This is a genomic window from Enterobacter sp. Acro-832 (assembly GCF_011752745.1).
Taxonomy (GTDB): domain Bacteria; phylum Pseudomonadota; class Gammaproteobacteria; order Enterobacterales; family Enterobacteriaceae; genus Enterobacter; species Enterobacter quasiroggenkampii.
Genome location: NZ_VWWX01000009.1, coordinates 1 through 15,195, shown reverse-complemented (window position 1 = coordinate 15,195; position 15,195 = coordinate 1). Strand labels below are relative to the sequence as shown.

At 52.7% G+C, this 15,195-nt stretch carries 22 protein-coding genes; 2 read left to right on the top strand and 20 right to left on the bottom strand.

Annotated elements, in window-relative coordinates:
• Nucleotides 1-10: 10 nt before the first annotated feature.
• The 17 genes from F3J31_RS21205 to F3J31_RS21125 all read right to left on the bottom strand — a co-directional run bounded on the left by F3J31_RS21205 (nt 11) and on the right by F3J31_RS21125 (nt 11,539).
• Nucleotides 11-1,021 carry a hypothetical protein gene (locus F3J31_RS21205; protein WP_167215181.1) on the bottom strand — a complete coding sequence of 337 codons (1,011 nt, stop codon included), beginning with the start codon at nt 1,019-1,021 and terminating at the stop codon, nt 11-13.
• A complete protein-coding gene (locus F3J31_RS21200) occupies nt 1,012-1,290 on the bottom strand; it encodes a hypothetical protein (RefSeq protein WP_167215179.1) in 279 nt (92 codons plus the stop codon). Before F3J31_RS21200 ends, F3J31_RS21205 begins: the two co-directional genes overlap by 10 nt.
• Nucleotides 1,281-1,673, bottom strand: a complete 393-nt coding sequence (locus F3J31_RS21195; RefSeq protein ID WP_167215176.1) for a hypothetical protein — start codon at nt 1,671-1,673, stop codon at nt 1,281-1,283. The genes F3J31_RS21200 and F3J31_RS21195 overlap by 10 nt, the downstream gene beginning before the upstream one ends.
• Entirely contained in the window at nt 1,670-2,305 is a 636-nt protein-coding gene (traW, locus tag F3J31_RS21190) for a type-F conjugative transfer system protein TraW (RefSeq protein ID WP_167215173.1), read from the bottom strand. Before traW ends, F3J31_RS21195 begins: the two co-directional genes overlap by 4 nt.
• On the bottom strand, nt 2,302-2,715 hold the full coding sequence (gene trbI / locus F3J31_RS21185; RefSeq protein ID WP_167215170.1) for a type-F conjugative transfer system protein TrbI: 414 nt from the start codon (nt 2,713-2,715) through the stop codon (nt 2,302-2,304). Before trbI ends, traW begins: the two co-directional genes overlap by 4 nt.
• Nucleotides 2,712-5,321: a type IV secretion system protein TraC gene (gene traC / locus F3J31_RS21180; RefSeq protein WP_110915526.1), complete on the bottom strand. Its 2,610-nt coding sequence runs from the start codon at nt 5,319-5,321 to the stop codon at nt 2,712-2,714. The genes trbI and traC overlap by 4 nt, the downstream gene beginning before the upstream one ends.
• A complete protein-coding gene (locus F3J31_RS21175) occupies nt 5,318-5,572 on the bottom strand; it encodes a hypothetical protein (RefSeq protein WP_143346234.1) in 255 nt (84 codons plus the stop codon). The genes traC and F3J31_RS21175 overlap by 4 nt, the downstream gene beginning before the upstream one ends.
• Nucleotides 5,569-6,123, bottom strand: a complete 555-nt coding sequence (gene traV / locus F3J31_RS21170; RefSeq protein ID WP_167215167.1) for a type IV conjugative transfer system lipoprotein TraV — start codon at nt 6,121-6,123, stop codon at nt 5,569-5,571. Before traV ends, F3J31_RS21175 begins: the two co-directional genes overlap by 4 nt.
• Nucleotides 6,124-6,178: 55 nt before the next feature.
• Nucleotides 6,179-6,577 (bottom strand): hypothetical protein, encoded by a 399-nt coding sequence (locus F3J31_RS21165; RefSeq protein WP_167215164.1) that lies wholly within the window; start codon nt 6,575-6,577, stop codon nt 6,179-6,181.
• Nucleotides 6,578-6,740: 163 nt separating this feature from the next.
• On the bottom strand, nt 6,741-7,208 hold the full coding sequence (locus F3J31_RS21160; RefSeq protein WP_167215161.1) for a hypothetical protein: 468 nt from the start codon (nt 7,206-7,208) through the stop codon (nt 6,741-6,743).
• Nucleotides 7,209-7,218: 10 nt separating this feature from the next.
• Nucleotides 7,219-7,644: a hypothetical protein gene (locus F3J31_RS21155; RefSeq protein WP_167215158.1), complete on the bottom strand. Its 426-nt coding sequence runs from the start codon at nt 7,642-7,644 to the stop codon at nt 7,219-7,221.
• Nucleotides 7,641-8,120 carry a hypothetical protein gene (locus tag F3J31_RS21150; RefSeq protein WP_167215155.1) on the bottom strand — a complete coding sequence of 160 codons (480 nt, stop codon included), beginning with the start codon at nt 8,118-8,120 and terminating at the stop codon, nt 7,641-7,643. The genes F3J31_RS21155 and F3J31_RS21150 overlap by 4 nt, the downstream gene beginning before the upstream one ends.
• A 13-nt stretch (nt 8,121-8,133) precedes the next feature.
• A complete protein-coding gene (gene traB, locus F3J31_RS21145; protein ID WP_167215506.1) occupies nt 8,134-9,537 on the bottom strand; it encodes an F-type conjugal transfer pilus assembly protein TraB in 1,404 nt (467 codons plus the stop codon).
• 2 nt (nt 9,538-9,539) lie between these two features.
• Nucleotides 9,540-10,280, bottom strand: a complete 741-nt coding sequence (gene traK, locus F3J31_RS21140) for a type-F conjugative transfer system secretin TraK (protein WP_167215153.1) — start codon at nt 10,278-10,280, stop codon at nt 9,540-9,542.
• Between the two features lie 11 nt (nt 10,281-10,291).
• The gene (locus F3J31_RS21135) at nt 10,292-10,873 is read right to left on the bottom strand and encodes a TraE/TraK family type IV conjugative transfer system protein (RefSeq protein WP_167215150.1); all 582 of its coding nucleotides are present in this window, start codon (nt 10,871-10,873) and stop codon (nt 10,292-10,294) included.
• Nucleotides 10,874-10,879: 6 nt separating this feature from the next.
• Nucleotides 10,880-11,182 carry a type IV conjugative transfer system protein TraL gene (gene traL, locus F3J31_RS21130; RefSeq protein ID WP_167215503.1) on the bottom strand — a complete coding sequence of 101 codons (303 nt, stop codon included), beginning with the start codon at nt 11,180-11,182 and terminating at the stop codon, nt 10,880-10,882.
• Nucleotides 11,183-11,185: 3 nt separating this feature from the next.
• Nucleotides 11,186-11,539: a type IV conjugative transfer system pilin TraA gene (locus F3J31_RS21125; protein ID WP_032645467.1), complete on the bottom strand. Its 354-nt coding sequence runs from the start codon at nt 11,537-11,539 to the stop codon at nt 11,186-11,188.
• Nucleotides 11,540-11,735: 196 nt separating this feature from the next.
• On the opposite strand from F3J31_RS21125, the gene F3J31_RS21120 reads away from it, so the two are divergent.
• Nucleotides 11,736-12,377, top strand: coding sequence for an Arc family DNA-binding protein (locus F3J31_RS21120; RefSeq protein WP_167215148.1), 642 nt, complete (start codon nt 11,736-11,738; stop codon nt 12,375-12,377).
• A 32-nt stretch (nt 12,378-12,409) separates the two neighbouring features.
• Here F3J31_RS21120 and F3J31_RS21115 read toward each other — a convergent pair whose 3' ends face one another.
• Nucleotides 12,410-12,805, bottom strand: a complete 396-nt coding sequence (locus F3J31_RS21115) for a conjugal transfer protein (protein WP_059310835.1) — start codon at nt 12,803-12,805, stop codon at nt 12,410-12,412.
• Between the two features lie 573 nt (nt 12,806-13,378).
• On the opposite strand from F3J31_RS21115, the gene F3J31_RS21110 reads away from it, so the two are divergent.
• Nucleotides 13,379-13,918: a lytic transglycosylase domain-containing protein gene (locus F3J31_RS21110; RefSeq protein WP_167215145.1), complete on the top strand. Its 540-nt coding sequence runs from the start codon at nt 13,379-13,381 to the stop codon at nt 13,916-13,918.
• 28 nt (nt 13,919-13,946) lie between these two features.
• Here the strand turns inward: F3J31_RS21110 and F3J31_RS21105 are convergent, their stop codons facing one another.
• Nucleotides 13,947-14,768 (bottom strand): DUF932 domain-containing protein, encoded by an 822-nt coding sequence (locus F3J31_RS21105; protein WP_167215142.1) that lies wholly within the window; start codon nt 14,766-14,768, stop codon nt 13,947-13,949.
• Nucleotides 14,769-14,784: 16 nt separating this feature from the next.
• The coding region (locus tag F3J31_RS21100; protein WP_240152784.1) for a hypothetical protein at nt 14,785-15,195 on the bottom strand (411 nt) is incomplete at its 5' end.

Genomic DNA, 15,195 nt, shown 5'->3' with positions numbered 1-15,195 from the left:
CGCGGTTGTATCAGGGCGTGTTTTTTGCAGGCGTCACGGCGAAAGCGTAGCCGCTGTCATCTTCGTAGCTTGCTCCGCTGGATTCCCCCTGTTCTATCCTGCGACCAGCTTCCTCAATATAGAAGGCAAGTGCAGCCGGGGTATAAAACCTTCCTGCCTGCGCCCGGACAATGAAATGCCGGTATTCTGACCTCCCCGCCGGCGGGAATTGTCCTTCAGCGATATCGTCAGGAACATCATTTCCAGACGGAGAATTAAACCAGCCTGGCGCCACCTTAACCTGCCGCTGATCAGCTCCATATAACAGTTCAGTGCTAATTACACCACCTGCAATACGTTCCGGTGTTTCAGGAAATGAAGGCTGTTTTTTCACTTTTTCAGCCACATCGTTGATGATTCTCACCACATCCCGCGTCAGGACAGACTGTTTTGCACTGACAGTTATGGTGACCTGTTTTAACGGAAAGTTCGTCGGAACGAATTCCGGTACCGGTTTTGTGATGTACCACCCTTCCCGCTCACTGCCCCGGATAAGTAAATTCAGCCATGAGCCGGCGTAACCATCGTTCACTGCCGCATCTTCGCTGTCCTGCATCGCCTGCTCAGTTACTCTCGGCGCTGTATAACACTGGCGCGCCCGGAAAATCCGGCGGCTGATTTTTTGCCGGTCTGCCTCTGGCATCGTCACGCGCAGTGATTCTTCACGCGTCAGTTCGTAGCCTGCGTCAGTCAAAGCTTTTTCCAGTTCGGCCAGCATCACCTGGTAGTATTCCCGGTTAGCAAAGGCGTGAACCGCGTCAGCATGTCGGGCACCGCCAAATTGTGGGAGAGGGACGGGTATTCCCGGTCTGCTCACCCACACCCGTCGTTCACGCCGGGCACATGCCACGTACTGAACAACAATCCAGCCAGCGAGCAGCGCAACGACGACCATAATACCGGTCATGCCCTCAGTATCGCGCAAACAGGTGAGCACCCCCTGCAGCCCCTGAGGGCCGGTGAAGCAGCCGATTAACGCCATGCGTTCATCTCCTCCATTCTGTTGCGGATAAGCCTGACGAGGTACATGGGAAACGCCTCATCACGTTCGTCCTGCGCTATCGGTTGCCGCTGGTTCTGCGCGCACCACTGATGCCAGGCACCGGCGATCAGCGCCGGTTGCCATGACGCGATTTCAGGGTACAGCTGACAGAGTTGATTCACGGTTTCGTCGCAGCCTTTGTTATCAGCATTGTGACCTGTCATATGCTGAGACACAGACGGCACAGCGCTATTGTGTATCAGTGACATTCGGCGTTCTCCTGCTCTTCGCCTGCAAACAACCTGTCGAGACGCTCGGAAAGTGACAGCGTCGGGCCCTTTTTACGTTTCGCACTGTCCTCGGCCCGCATGTTCTCCAGTAAGAGGTGAATGATGTAGTCCGGAAACCGTTCATCACGTTTTGACGGCTCCCGGCTGTCCTGCTGGTTCTGTTCACACCAGTGGAGCCAGGCTTTGGTCACCAGGACCGGATGCCAGGAGTCAATTTCGGGATACAGCGTCTTCAGTCGTTCTGCTGTTCCCTTGCGCGGAGTTGTCTCAGCGGGTTTACGCGGTTTTCTGGCGTAACGCCGCTGGGATGTAACCGCCTGACGCATTTCGGGAAACAGGTCACCTAACGTTGTTGCACTCATTTTTTCGCTCCTGATACCGGAATTTCTTCCACTTTCATCACGCGGCCGTCGCGGGATATCCGCGCAGGAATGTGTTCAAAACCGAATTTACGGGTCAGTACGCCGGACTGGTCGAAGTAGATACGTTCATCCAGTGCATCACTGGCTTCTTTGATGTTGCCGTTCACCAGGATGACCTTCACGCTGGTCTGACCGGCGAGTTGCTGTCGGGCCCAGTTCACCTGCTCCTTATCATCGCCGTCGATAAAAAAGAGCACCTGGCTGAAGGGCACCTTATCCAGAGGATTGACCGTATCGCCCTTGCGGGCGATCACGTTGCCCTGCATGTCAGTGATCGTTTCCTTCACGGTAAATGTCGGGTCCCAGGCAAAGCTGCGGTATTCCTTCGCTTTCGTGAGCCCTTCCACCGGCGTCGGACGTACCGCATGCTCCTTCACTCTGTCGGTTGCCTCTTTGCGCAGGCGGTCAAGTTCACCCGTTTGCTCCATTCCCTTCAGGCGATTCTGGATAAACGCCAGCATGTCCTGCTCTGCAGGCTCGAAGACGTTGCCCCATGTACCGAGATCCTTCGCCCCGCTGCCGGCGGAGAGCATCAGCAGCATCATGACCGTCAGCTGCAGTCGTTTTTTCACTGGCCCCCCTGGATGCGTCGGGCAATATCAGCACGAATTTCATTCGTGATATCGCGCTGCGGGCTCATCACCGCCGGCTTCACCAGAATGATGGCGTTGTGTGAGGACTGCCATGCATCCAGGCTGCCGGTCAGCGCCGCGTTGAACTGCTGGGTCATCGCTTTAGCCCGGTTTTCATCGAGCTGCAGCTGAGCGGACTGCTGCATGAAGAGGTCCACCGTCCCCTTCATGTCGAAGACCACCACCTCAGGAGTGACGACTTTCGCCGTCACGTATGCCACGCCTGTCATAACCAGAAGTCCCGCCAGCCCCAGCATGCCGGCCTTAACCCAGCGGGATGTTTTGCTGGCGATCGTTACACCGTCGCGGACGGTGTCGCTGTTATACGGCTTGTTTTGTTGTTCACTCATGCTGCTTTCACCCACTCTTCAAGTTCACGAAGTTCACTGCCGTATTTTTTCTCCGCCAGCAGATACGCCGCTTCTTCCGCAGTCGCTCCCGCTTCTTTCTGCGCTTTCTGCATGAAAGCAAAGTCCTCACCGCGCGAGCTGAACATGGCACGTGTCACGGGGTCGACGAACAGGCGATGGAAGGAGCTGTATTCACCGGCATTTATCAGCAGGGAGCTGTAGCCGGTCTGCAGGGCGGGCTGGAAGCCACGGATAACTTCTTTTTCCATGTCCGAGAACTGATCCGGGTTATCGGCAAGGTACTGTTTAAATGCCTTCGCATCCTGCAAGAGGGTGATTTTGGTGGAGCTGTTGTTCCACGCGGCTTCTGCTTCCTTACTGGCGCTGAAGTCCTTGATGCCCTGGGTGATAGTGATAAACGCCCCACGGTGACGACGCACGGTGCGGTAGCCGGTTTCGATAAACCTTGCCGCGTGTGGGTTGGAGCCACCCAGCAGACGCCAGGCCTCGTCGATGATGCAGACTTTTTTGAGGTCGCGCGGGCTGTGGTACATCTTTTCCTGAATCGCAAGAATGAGCGAGAACAGGATGGACGAGAGCAGCTTCGGCTTGTCTTCCAGGCTCAACAGCTCCAGCACCGCGAAGCGGGTTTCCCCATCGAGCGTCGGGGCATCGGCGTTGAAGTATTCTCCGTCAGGCCCCCAGGTGCAGTAGGTATCGAGCAGCATGGCCAGCTCAGCGAGACGCGCGATGATGGTCGGCTTGTCTGCGAACGCCTGATTCACATCCTCATTGGTCAGGTAATTATGAACGTCGTCGATACGGGCTTTGTTTGCCTTCTTCTCCCACGCATCCATTACCGCTTTCTGCAGGATCGCTTCACAGACGCCATCCAGCGGCTGCGTCGGACTGGCGAGTACCGTCAGCAGGCGCACAATCCCTTCCGCTGAATGATTAATGTCCTTAACGTTGGCGAACGGGTTAAAGCGCAGTTTAGAGCCATCGAGATAAACCCCGCCGGCCTGGTGACAGTAGTTCTTGTAGCTGTCCCCCATGTCGATAACCCAGGCGTATCCCCCGGCATTCAGTACATCGCGAAGAATGCCCTGCGTCAGGAAGGATTTACCTGCCCCGGACGTGCCGGTGACGGCGATATTAAAGTTGGTACTGCCGTTCTCCTCACCAAACATGTCATAGAACGCCACCTGGTTGCGGTAAGTCGGCAGCGGCATCCCCACGTTGGACAGCTGACGTTCGGCGACGACCGGCATCAGGCTCACCGCATTCCATGACTTGGAGCGTAGCGTTGCCCCCGTCATCTTCAGGTCTTCCCACATCCCTTCCTGCATGACGAACGGGAAGCTGGCCAGCCAGTTACGCATCTGCTGGTACTGTATCGTCACCATTTCCAGCTCGTTCTTACGGAACACGTTGACGGCGGCCAGTTCACACTTCTGTGCCTCGGTATTGTTATCCGGGGCGAACAGGGTCAGGTTGAAGTAGGTATTGCAGAGCGCGATTTCATTGCTGTGAAGCTGCTCTCGGGTACGCCGCCATTCCTCTGCAGCTTTTTTGGTGTTGGGGAACAGTGCAGCGTAGGCTGAGTTGGCCTTTTTAGACAGGTCCTGGTCTTTACGGAAAGCCTCGCTCTGGCTTTTGGTCTGTTCTTCCAGCGCCGTCGTCCAGGTCAGCATAAAGGGACAGGGTATCCCGAGGTCGGGAAAACGCAGGTTCTGCAGATTGTCAGCCCCCTGCCAGAGCGCAAATCGACGCGGGTTTTTAGCAAGCTGCATGTTAATGATGCGACATGCTGATGCCGGCAGGCGTGTCCCGCGCGCGTCAATGGTTTCCGGCAGCTCCATCCGGATATGCGATGGATGCACCTTCAGGTCAATCCCAGGATCAACCACCTGGCGGTTGAGCTTCTCATCCTCGTTGTAGTCCCCGGAGGACGTCAGCACCTGTTCCTGACGGTAGTTCATCTGCTCGCGTACCGCAGACAGGAAAGCGTGCACATCGGTGTTCATGCTGTCGATGCGCGCGGCGCCCAGTGAGACGCGGATAGTGTTACGTATCTGAATCAGGTCATCCATCACCCGCTGAACCTGGGAAGCGCGCTTAATGGGCTGACCGTAGACAATAAAGATACGGTAGTTACGCAGGTAGAGCGGGTATTCTCGTTCGTTGGCCAGCCCGTGCAGCGCGGAACGCTGCCAGAACGCGCGGGTAATTTTATTGAGGTGTTCGGCCATCCCCCCTTTCCACATGTCGTTACTCACGCCGCGATCGATGCGTTCCCCGACACACTTGCTGGCAAGCATAATGACGGTCACAGGGGTCTGGCGGGGAAGCTTCTTACGCAGCATGTCATCGAGCGCGGCCATCACCTGCTCGTTCGCGCCAGGAAGCGGGGCGGCCTCCATAATGAAGCCCGCAGAGCCGGCATTGACGAAAATTTCATTCTTGTCGTCGTAATACCGGTAAGGCAGCGCAGCGACCAGGGACGGATAGTCCCAGGTCTGGGAAAGGTTGTTGCGGGCCGTTGCTGCCCCGTCTTCCTCTTTCCCGTTTTTCAGCATATCCATCAGGCTGTCGACAAAACTCATTTTCGGCCCTCCGCAGCGGCCCGGATTAACTCCAGGCGACGCAGCTTCTCTTCGTTCATTTGCCCGGTTAGCGGTGCATCACCGGCTGTTTTAATCTGCCAGTCACAGCTCACACTCAGAACGGCCAGCGTTTCATCGTCGGTATCGACTGACTGTGTGGCGGTGATTTGCGTCGTTCCTTTCCGTGAATGGATTAAGGATTTCGCCAGATGATCGATGCCGTTCTTGCCGGTAACGTAATGGCTGCTCATTCCCCGCCCTCCCCGATAACGCGATAGCTCTCATCCCAGTGGGATTTGTTTTTCACGAACTCGACCACAGCCGGCTGATGAAAGTTGTCGTCTGTGTCCACCCAGGGGGCAATCCACAGGCGCTGCGTGGCGTCAGGAATACGCTGAACCGGAACGCGGCCCGCAGAGTTAACCGGCACAGGGGTCGCATGGCTGGATGTGGCCAGCGGTGTGACCAGCGAGCCAGACGATTTCGCCGGCGCTGTGGTCAGAGGGGGCGGTGCAGAAGGCTTAGTGGCGGTGGTTCCGGTTGCTGCGGCGGAGACAGGACGGAAGGGATTCACGACCGGTGCTGAATTGCGCAGTGCCGGCAGGGTTTCACCCGCAGGCTTTTTTGCGGTTTTCTCTGCCGTCAGGTCATCCAGACTTTTACCCTGAGCGGCCAGCTTGTTGGCCTCACCGGTAGTCAGGCACTGGTCGGTCGCGGTCTTGTTGCAGTCAAAATCAGAATTGAGACCGGCGCAGCCGGTCAGTGCGCTGCACAGCAGTGCAGCACCCAGTATTTTTTTCATGGGGTAACTCCGGTTGGTAATTCAGGGTTATGTGTGAAGGGGGTGGATTTAGGGCTTAAAAGGAAAAGCGGTTAAGGAAAATGACCAAAAATTGCAGGCTAAAACTGAGCAGTACGCAGGTAAAGAACCATTCCATAGACAGAAACTGGAGGTTCATTTGAATGAAGCCATATACGATGACGACAAAAGGCGCGATGAGCCAGGGCGTGAGGGCTCCTGCATACACCATCCATCCGTCATCGGGATCATCTAAGATTCCCGCACTGCCGGCGATAACACCCACGCTCACGAGAAGGAAGATTCGCCAGGTGGAAAAGTCTTCGTCACCGAGTCCCTTCAGATTCAGAACTGCCCATACCGTCATTTCTGCGGCATAAATAAGCACCAAAAAAGCGACGTGTCGGTACTCATACAGGATTTTGAGAAATGGGTTGCGTGCCATGTTGGCAGACATAAACACTCCAGTGAAATGAATTACAGGAAGACGTTGATGACATGAGCTAGTGCGCCTATGGTCACCAGGGTGAGTAACACAGTGAGCCCTCCAGTATGGTTGTAAACAGAAACACAGGTCGCTCCGGCAGTTATTACCAGTAATGAAATGGCTCTGGTACGCTTCATTTCTCTCCGATTTTCTCGTTACCGTCAGTGATTTTATGGAGGAACTTCAGGTCGGGTTTCTTTTCTGGCCAGACAGACCTGGCTTCCTCACGATACCAGTTGCTGACAATTCTGGCCGTCAGCCCTTCTGTTTCAGCCTGGTGCTTCAGGTGTTCCCAGGCAGAAAGGTTCAGGGGTTCATAATCAGAAAGTAACCTGTCGAATACCTCCTCCCAGCTTTCGTTGTAACGCGGGATAATTCGCATAAATATCTTCTGACTCAGAAAAAACCAGGCAATCAGGAAACACAGCGCAAACAATGACGGGCGGAGCACTGAAACCGTAGCTACCAGTACAACGATGAAGGTTGCAAGCCAAAAGAAAATGTACTTATTTTCTTGCGGAGTGGGCCGGCGAGCCTCCCATGCAGCAATGTGAATCCGCATCTTCGCGAGCAGTGTGTTATTACGCTCTTCATCACGCATTCCAACCTCCTTATTTAGCGGCTCTGCAGGCTGAGACTAACGATGAACGGAGTACACGAAACTCAATCACATCGTTACGCTCAAGGAGCTTGAGGGCTTCTGGAGAACAGGTCATTGCGGCCTTAATTGCTAGTGAGACAGCGAGGCTGCGGTAGCGATTTTGCAGTTCGGTAGGTGCGTCCCCAGGTACTGAGTCAGACACCTGGTGATACGTTTTCCATGCATCTGGCTGAGTCAGGGCTTCATGTTCGAGGGCTTCAAATCGGGCAATTTGATTGCTTCGATTTTGGGCTGCCATTGAGTTGAGAACCGATACTGTGTTCGCCGCATTCACTGCTACCATCGTATTGAGAACCGATACTGTATCCGCCGCATTCACCGCACCAGGGATTGCCAGTGTGAGCGCCAAAAACAAAACTGCGGCAGTGCGTTTCATTTGCCCTCCTCATTACATTCGGCCTTCTGGTCAGACTCCCGTTTATCCAGCCATTTAGTGAAGCTGTAGCGTTGCTGCTCATCTCGCTGACGTTCGAAAAGCGCACGCGCTTCTTTTTCGTCTTTGAGCCACACAGCAATATCATCAGGCTCTATTGCCCTCTTCTCATTCACTGTGCGGCACAATTTTTCGAACGCGTCTTTATCTATCGGGCTAAAGGACTGTAATGCCTGATTAATTCGGCCTTCCCAGCTATTGGGGGCATCCATTCTGCCAGGCGATGCCGCGAACAAGATGAGGGCGACAACCATGCCCATAAAAATAAAACCAGGCTGCTGATAAAAAACACCGTAGAGAACAAAGCTGGCCGGTATAACTGCTGCGCACCAGAATAGCCGGTACTTATGTAGCTTTTTCCCGGCGCGCCATTTCTTCAGGTCCTCTTCGATAACATCCAGCTGGGTTTTAAACAACATATGCAGCTTCTCCTTAGTTGATGGTGTCACCGAGTCGCAACTGGCTGGCCTGGCGGAGAACATCATCAGGATTGATGTTGCCGACTGAGGTGGTGCTGGATACCGTGGTCTGGCTCGCAGGTTGCGGGGTCACGGCATTCTGCGCGGCGTTGCCGGCTTTCTGTAGTTCCTCTTTCGCTTTCGCGTCCTCGGCGTCCTCGATGGTTTCAAGGCGGAAACCCTTCTGGAACACGACTGTGACCTGGTTGCCGGCACCGATATCAATCACCGGGTGGTACTGTTCAGCGCGTTTAATCCAGTACTGGCTCAGCGTATCGGCCGCCTTACTGGCCCCGCCGCCTATACCCTGCTTAAACACATCACCCGCACCGACATCCGCTGTGGCGCCGAGGCCGACGGATGGTGTGGCGGCAGATTTGATACCCTCGCCAAAGCCTGACAGGAGGCCTGCTGCGCCGGCGTAGCCGACAATCATGCCGTTTCGCATAACGGGCTTGCCGCGAATGCCGCCTTTACCCTGGAAGCTGACATGCCCCTGAAACTCCATGTCCACGTGCTTGCCGTTTTTCAGGATGCAGCTGATGGACTGGGTGCGGACGTTTCCGCGCTCGCTTGAGATATCGCCCCACATCTCCCCCACAATAAAGCAGCCGTCAGCGTTGAACTCCTTGTTGTTGGGCATCTGAATGTTGCCCTGCAGGCGGATGGTAACAGGGCTGGTATTCTGCTGACCGGTGACGCTGGCGTTCGCGTCGGCCCCCTCAATCAGGACGGCATCAGAGAATGAGCCAGAAGGAATCCAGGGCAATTTAGTTGGCTTTTTCTGCAGGCTTTCGTATTTGAACTTTGTTGTCGACAGGCCACCTGTCATTCTCTGGCCAGAGCCGCCCGGGTAGAACGCTGCGCCCTGTCCCATATTCACACCAGTGGCGGCCGGTGTGCCTGTGGGGGTCACATTGTATTCGGGTGGTCGGGCCTGGCCGGCAGCAACGGGACCGGGGAGTGGTGTTCCGTTAGGACCTGCAGGTGGTGTCTGCTGGCCAGTGGTCACGTTGCTGCCGGGGGCTTTCGTAAGCTGGTCGTTCAGGCGCTGAATTTCAGCGTCCTTTTCGGCCAGCTTTTGCTCGGTGGTGAGCTTGTTCTGTGCGAACTGCTGGGCAAGCGTGGCAAGGTTTTGCTCAAGAGCGGAGGTCTTTGCCTGCTGCTGCGTCAGAGCGGCATCGTTGACCTGCTCGTTAAACGTCGCGGTCACAACGCCGGTCAGGTTTGGTGTTGCAACCGGTGCGGGTTGCTTTTGTTTTTGCTGGTATTGCCCGTACCACATTACGCCGCCTGCTGCAGCTGCGCCGCCAATAATGACGGCGGCCAGGATGGCAATCTGCTTACGGCGGGTTTTCAGGTTTTCATTCAGGCTGATGGTCATGGGCGGGCACCTCCGTCATCTGAAAACACAATCCAGGCATACCCCTCACCGCCAGCGTAGAGCTGATTCTGCGACAGCATTACGGCCCGGACGCCCTTGCGCCAGAAATCGCGCTCGCGGAGGCTGCGGGTGATGCTGCCCGGGTTGCTCATCCGGAAGCGCACCACGCGAAGGTGGTTGCCCACAAACTGGCGTTCAGGTGTCAGGCGTACATCACTGGCGGGTGAGTAAGCCGGCATCCGGCTGACCGGGTATTCCTGGTAGTCGTCCGGTACCTGGCCATTGACTACGGCACGGGACAGCGCAACCAGCGTTTTTTCATAGGTCTGCCCTTCTTCCCATGTCTTCGCATCGTCGTTCTTGCGAAGTGGTGGTGACATCGGGGTGAAGCGCAGTGTTTTGCCGTTACCCGGCTGCGGCCTGACGTTCAGGCTCAGCGATGAGCCGCGGTCAGTCTGGATAAACAGGGTGAAGTTCTGGCCGACAAGCGGAGACAGAATGAGCGCTCCGTCCTCGGTCTGGCTCTGGTCATACGCACCGGTTGGTCCGCTGATGCTGGTAATGAGTTCTCCGTCGACAACAACCTTGCTCGGGTTGGTGTTGCTGAGGGTGACGTTAAAGGCGGCGTCGTTCTCAAACGGAATGGCTGCGGGTGCGGAAGCGGCCCGGAGGCCGCTGGTAAATAATCCCGCTGCCAGAAACACAGCAGCAGCTGCCGGTGAAATGCGAAATTTCATGGGCAGTCCTGTCAGTTGGTGGAAGATACCGGCCTGAGTTCTTCAAATCTGTGGAGGTTAATCACACCGTTGTCATAGCTCAGTTTCAGTCGGTAGGTTTTTTCCTGGTCTTTCAGTGGCGTGATGATTGCGCCGTTTGTGGTGGAGGATTTCAGTACCCCGCTGTACTGCACGGAGCCATCATCCATGACGCGAATTTCTTTCGTGTCGAACTGGGTGGTGATGCCCGCTTTCTGGATGCGCTCAGTTTCTATGTCCAGGGCTTTCTTGAGTACGTCCCGTTCGGCGGAAGGGACAAATCCAAGAATCATTTTCTGGTTATGTTCGATGTTTTCCGGGGTAACGTTGAGTCGCCAGTAAATAAAGGAAGCAGCGAACTGTGTCAAACCGGTGGCATCGACACTTTTAGAATCTGATGCAAATGGGCGGTTAAACGTTAATGGTGTGGTGATGGTTTTCTGGGTTGTGGCGAAATACCAGGCCAGTGACCCTGTCAGTACATTCCCGGCGCCCATGAGTAAAGTTAAAGCTGAAAGACCAATAAACGCATAGCGGAGTTGTTTATCGCGCTCTCCTTTAATATTCAGTTTCATGAAAAACTATGCCCTCCAGTGCCGGAAACTTGAATCAGGTATCTGGCGAAAGGTTACTTTGAATAAAAGTGATGGCAAGTGCCAGTAACAGAAATTAAGTAACCAGTATGACCCCTGCCCTTTTTTCAGATATCTGACGATAAACCAGAGGAATCCCGCGATTACACCAAGTTCGAGTGACAGATTGTTAAGCACCCCCAAAACTAAAAGGGGTGCAGTAACAATCAATTCGTCAATCGGTAAGCCTAAATAGCGGTCCTGCTGGTTCATTGTTTCCGGGAAGTTATATTTATCTCCTTCCCCATTCATCATTTAGCTCGCGATGCCGAAGGCGACACGGGTAAAGATGATTGCCATAACGATACCGACGAACACCAGTGGTGAGCGGGCCTTAATGTAAATAAACAGGCCCATGATGATTTCGGCGATGTAGAACCATTTAACCAGTGAGGAGCCAGAACCGAAGGTGGAATTAACCGTGGTGTTCTGTGAAGAAAGAAGGTCAGTACCGGATGCGAATGCCGGGTGAGTGACCATAAGTGCAATTAAAAAAGCGCCTGCTGACTTTAAGTAAAATTTAGCTTTGCGATTTTCGCGTGCTTTGCGGAATAAAGACGCTACCGCCCATCCCTTACCGACGTTAAGGGCACTGCCTTTGGTTAACATGTTTGTTTTCTCCGAAGTAAACAAAAGTGAATCGCGTAAGTGCTTGTTTACGCGGGCGCAATTGTCCCATGACCCTAAAAAAAAAAAACTGTGACGTATGTCACACTTTTTGGAATCATTCAGATTTATCCGAATATGTAAGTGAGTAGGCTTTGTTGACCAGAAAGTTCGGAAATGGCCTCCGGGATCTATAGCTATGAAAGTTAAAGAGAAAATGTGGGATGGTCGCGGCCGTCCGCGTAAGTTCCAGCCAGGTGAAGCGGTGGAGTGGCGATTGCGTGCTCCGGATAATTTGCTTATGGAGCTGAGAATATGTGCCAGAGCTGGCAACAGGAGTGTGAATGAGGAAATTATTGCCAGGCTTTTATTGTCGCTAAATTATCAGCCGGGTAAGCCAGTCATTAAAACTGCGGAGGGTGAGCGGCTCATAGCGCTAGCGGTAAGATTCGAGGAGTGGCTTGGGAAATTACTTGATAGTGAATCAGCTGAAGTTGTGGATGAAGTTAAAACCCCACTCAAGCAGGAACAGTTGTGGATGTGGCGTGAGGGTGAGCGGATTTTGCTTCCGGGGAAAACAACCGGATATAGCATGCGTATTCCCGAGAATCTTGCTGATGAAATCAGGGCAATGGCGAAGGTGCATAACCGTAGTCTGAATGACGAAATGCTCACCCGCCTGATGAATACGCTGGGCTATTTTACGGAAAGGTTGCTTGACCAGAACGAGGATGCTCAGGCACTTAAAGTTCTCTGTATGGAGTTTGAAGTTTTCCTGAAGGAAAAAATAAGAGAGGTGGAAAAAAGTGACCTCCCCTGGGATGAAAAATCGTCTCAGTGATCGATGCGAGCCGGAGTGTCCGGCTCGCAGATTTATTCTTTTTCGTTGATGAAGTGCCTTGCTTCCGCTTCGTTCTCGGCTGTGTTTATGCCGCTAATAATCATATCGAGCGTATCTTCCAGGCTGCCCTCGCCGTCTTTTCCTGTCATTTTTAAATACATTTCAGCGAGTAGTGTTGCAATGAGAACTGTGCCTTCACGTGAGCCGGCTGCTTTTCTTATGAGGTCTCTGCGATATCCTTCAATATCAAAATGGTTGCCATCCTCGCCATCGCGCTTATAAACAAGCAGTCCAAGCCTGATTAATTCGTTGCAGGTGGCTGATATGTTTGCTTCTCCAGCATTGGCGCCGTTTTGCAGGTCTTGTTGAACAATATCACGAACTTCGCGTTCAATTTTATCTTTAAGGTAGATGCCGACTCTTCCCATATTTTTTACCTGTTTTAAGTTAGTGTCGGAACCGACACTACATATAGCCTGTTGGTGGATTATCAGATTGCTGCGCAAAGGTGTAATGGATTGATACTGCTGTGAATTTACGCTCTATACAGTAGTACAATCCAGCACTAGGATGTGCGACAGTGTGACACTGTGCGATATATAATTCAATGGAATTAAAGCATATCTACAATTGTACGATACATGTGTGACATACCGACACTAACAGGTATCAGGATTATACGATAGTGTAGTGTCGGTATGTACGACATTAAATGGTCACATTCCAAAAGCGCGCAAATTTCTTACAAACATCCCACTGAAATAAAAGGAAAAATCTGCAAGACGAAGTCTTGCGTGGGGTGTGATGTTTTAAAGGGTTAGTAAAGAGCGGCATGTTAATACCGTCTACCGCTCTGGCATGTTTATTTCGGACAGGTGTTAAATCCCTTCAGGAGAGCGCTCACGCGCGTTTGTAGTGAATTTACTTGATTACGACGATCCGCCGGGGTATTTTTTAAAGCGCCTCTCCAGAGCCCGTTTGTTTCGCTAAAAGGCCAAACCATGAAAATATCGTTACTGCCTGCTGTTTTACTGACTCTTTCACTATCTGCTGGCGCAGCTCCGCAGATGTGCTTTGATCAGGCCGGAAAAGATTACCAAATTGATCCGCTGCTGCTTATGTCAATTTCGATTAAAGAGAGTCATCTGGTACCGGATGCGATAAATGGATCAAACAGGAATGGAACGGAAGATGTCTGCGGTATGCAGGTGAACAGTTCCCATTACGGTAAACTTAAAAACTCCAATATTACCCGTGAGCGCCTGTTAAATGATCCATGTATCTGTGTTTATACTGGAGCATGGGTACTGGCGCACAACTTTCGGTCATACGGAAAAAACTGGGACAGCGTGGGGATGTATAATACGGGGCCGAGCAAAAAGCTCATTGTACAGCGCAAGGCCTATGCACAGGACATCAAAAATATATATCGTGTATTACTGGCCCGAAAAAAGTTACTTTCTGAACGTCTCGCGCCAGCTGCGGGAAAGGATCATGATATTAAAATTGCAGAAACAGCATCATCACATAGCGGGCAGTAAAAAGCCGCTCTGTTGAGCGGCTTAATTTTCAGGCCTTCAGTTTTGCAAACTCCTCCGCCATTTTCCAGAGCACCTGATTTAATTTGATGTCACCATCTATTCCGGTGACTTCCCGCGTTCTGGTCATCTTCCCTTTTTCCGTTCTGCCACGAATTCCCCCACGGATCACATTTTCCTGCACCACGTTAAACGTGGTCCATAAATCCTGGCCTCTGTCGAGCACACGGCGAGGGTTAATAATTTGCTCCGGTGTAATCGGCGCTGGTTTTCCATCGTATTTAAGTTCCAGGGCGGTCGCACCAAAAAGGCGCTGCTCAGGCAAAGTGAGCTGAATGCTTTTCATGAGGTCAATGTTTTCATCAACCGCGTCAAATGTTTTCAGCACCGTGTAAGCGCCTTCAATAACCTGCCCGACAATATCCCCTTTATGGGGTACGCGGATTTCACCAAAATCCTTCCATGCAACCAGACCATTACTGCAAACCTGACGGAACATACCGGGGATCATTTTATAGCTGCTTGAACCATCATGGCTATTCAGCAGAATAATTTCCGGTACTTCTTTTCCGTTAATCTGGTCATGACGACGCAGGCGAAGCATATGCTTCGTAAAGTCGCGTTTATCCTGGTCACGTGTACGTGACTGAGTTGCATAATACGGCTGAAAACCTTCATCACGTAGACGATCAAGAATGTTTATGGTCGGGATATATGTATAACGTTCAGAGCGTGAATCGTGTTTATCCGATGAGAACGCGCTCGGAACGATGAGCTGTAATTCCTCATTCGTCAGCGGACGGTCTTTACGGATCGAGGTAGGTATACGATAGCGGCTTGCGAAACTGACCATTTTTATTTACTCCTGATTATTTTGTTAGTGATGAAGGAATAACGCGGTGAAAATTATCCAGCGGCATTGCAGCTGCCACCGGACGACCATCGACAAACCAGACAGAGATATAATCCGGGCATTCGTCATTAATTAACGTCAGCTCAGTGGCATTCTCAGGCGGCGTAAAAATTGCCGGTTGTGGTTCCCCTTCAGATGCTGCCAGGACCCAGCAAAACAGATCCATGAACTGGGACGTGGTGAGGTTTGAATCACATCTTCCGGTAGATTCTTGAGCGGCGGTTTTGACGTTGACGTTTTGTGTGTGCATCCTGGTTTTCTCCTGTGGTGATGGTTGTCCATCTCCCTGGTGAGTTCTCTCGCGGCAAAGGGCAAAGGAGCAACGGCGAAGGGCGGAAGGAAAGGGGCGGAGACTAAAGTTTTTGCG

What these genes read in the sequence shown, in the direction of transcription:
- F3J31_RS21155 (WP_167215158.1), bottom strand. Translation starts at nt 7,644, where the DNA reads ATGAAACGCACTGCCGCAGTTTTGTTTTTGGCGCTCACACTGGCAATC.
- F3J31_RS21160 (WP_167215161.1), bottom strand. Translation starts at nt 7,208, where the DNA reads ATGCGTGATGAAGAGCGTAATAACACACTGCTCGCGAAGATGCGGATT.
- F3J31_RS21200 (WP_167215179.1), bottom strand. Translation starts at nt 1,290, where the DNA reads ATGTCACTGATACACAATAGCGCTGTGCCGTCTGTGTCTCAGCATATG.
- F3J31_RS21110 (WP_167215145.1), top strand. Translation starts at nt 13,379, where the DNA reads ATGAAAATATCGTTACTGCCTGCTGTTTTACTGACTCTTTCACTATCT.
- traC (WP_110915526.1), bottom strand. Translation starts at nt 5,321, where the DNA reads ATGAGTTTTGTCGACAGCCTGATGGATATGCTGAAAAACGGGAAAGAG.
- F3J31_RS21195 (WP_167215176.1), bottom strand. Translation starts at nt 1,673, where the DNA reads ATGAGTGCAACAACGTTAGGTGACCTGTTTCCCGAAATGCGTCAGGCG.
- F3J31_RS21175 (WP_143346234.1), bottom strand. Translation starts at nt 5,572, where the DNA reads ATGAGCAGCCATTACGTTACCGGCAAGAACGGCATCGATCATCTGGCG.
- F3J31_RS21105 (WP_167215142.1), bottom strand. Translation starts at nt 14,768, where the DNA reads ATGGTCAGTTTCGCAAGCCGCTATCGTATACCTACCTCGATCCGTAAA.
- F3J31_RS21205 (WP_167215181.1), bottom strand. Translation starts at nt 1,021, where the DNA reads ATGGCGTTAATCGGCTGCTTCACCGGCCCTCAGGGGCTGCAGGGGGTG.
- traL (WP_167215503.1), bottom strand. Translation starts at nt 11,182, where the DNA reads ATGAATGGGGAAGGAGATAAATATAACTTCCCGGAAACAATGAACCAG.
- trbI (WP_167215170.1), bottom strand. Translation starts at nt 2,715, where the DNA reads ATGAGTGAACAACAAAACAAGCCGTATAACAGCGACACCGTCCGCGAC.
- F3J31_RS21135 (WP_167215150.1), bottom strand. Translation starts at nt 10,873, where the DNA reads ATGAAACTGAATATTAAAGGAGAGCGCGATAAACAACTCCGCTATGCG.
- F3J31_RS21120 (WP_167215148.1), top strand. Translation starts at nt 11,736, where the DNA reads ATGAAAGTTAAAGAGAAAATGTGGGATGGTCGCGGCCGTCCGCGTAAG.
- traK (WP_167215153.1), bottom strand. Translation starts at nt 10,280, where the DNA reads ATGAAATTTCGCATTTCACCGGCAGCTGCTGCTGTGTTTCTGGCAGCG.
- F3J31_RS21150 (WP_167215155.1), bottom strand. Translation starts at nt 8,120, where the DNA reads ATGTTGTTTAAAACCCAGCTGGATGTTATCGAAGAGGACCTGAAGAAA.
- traV (WP_167215167.1), bottom strand. Translation starts at nt 6,123, where the DNA reads ATGAAAAAAATACTGGGTGCTGCACTGCTGTGCAGCGCACTGACCGGC.
- F3J31_RS21125 (WP_032645467.1), bottom strand. Translation starts at nt 11,539, where the DNA reads ATGTTAACCAAAGGCAGTGCCCTTAACGTCGGTAAGGGATGGGCGGTA.
- F3J31_RS21115 (WP_059310835.1), bottom strand. Translation starts at nt 12,805, where the DNA reads ATGGGAAGAGTCGGCATCTACCTTAAAGATAAAATTGAACGCGAAGTT.
- F3J31_RS21165 (WP_167215164.1), bottom strand. Translation starts at nt 6,577, where the DNA reads ATGTCTGCCAACATGGCACGCAACCCATTTCTCAAAATCCTGTATGAG.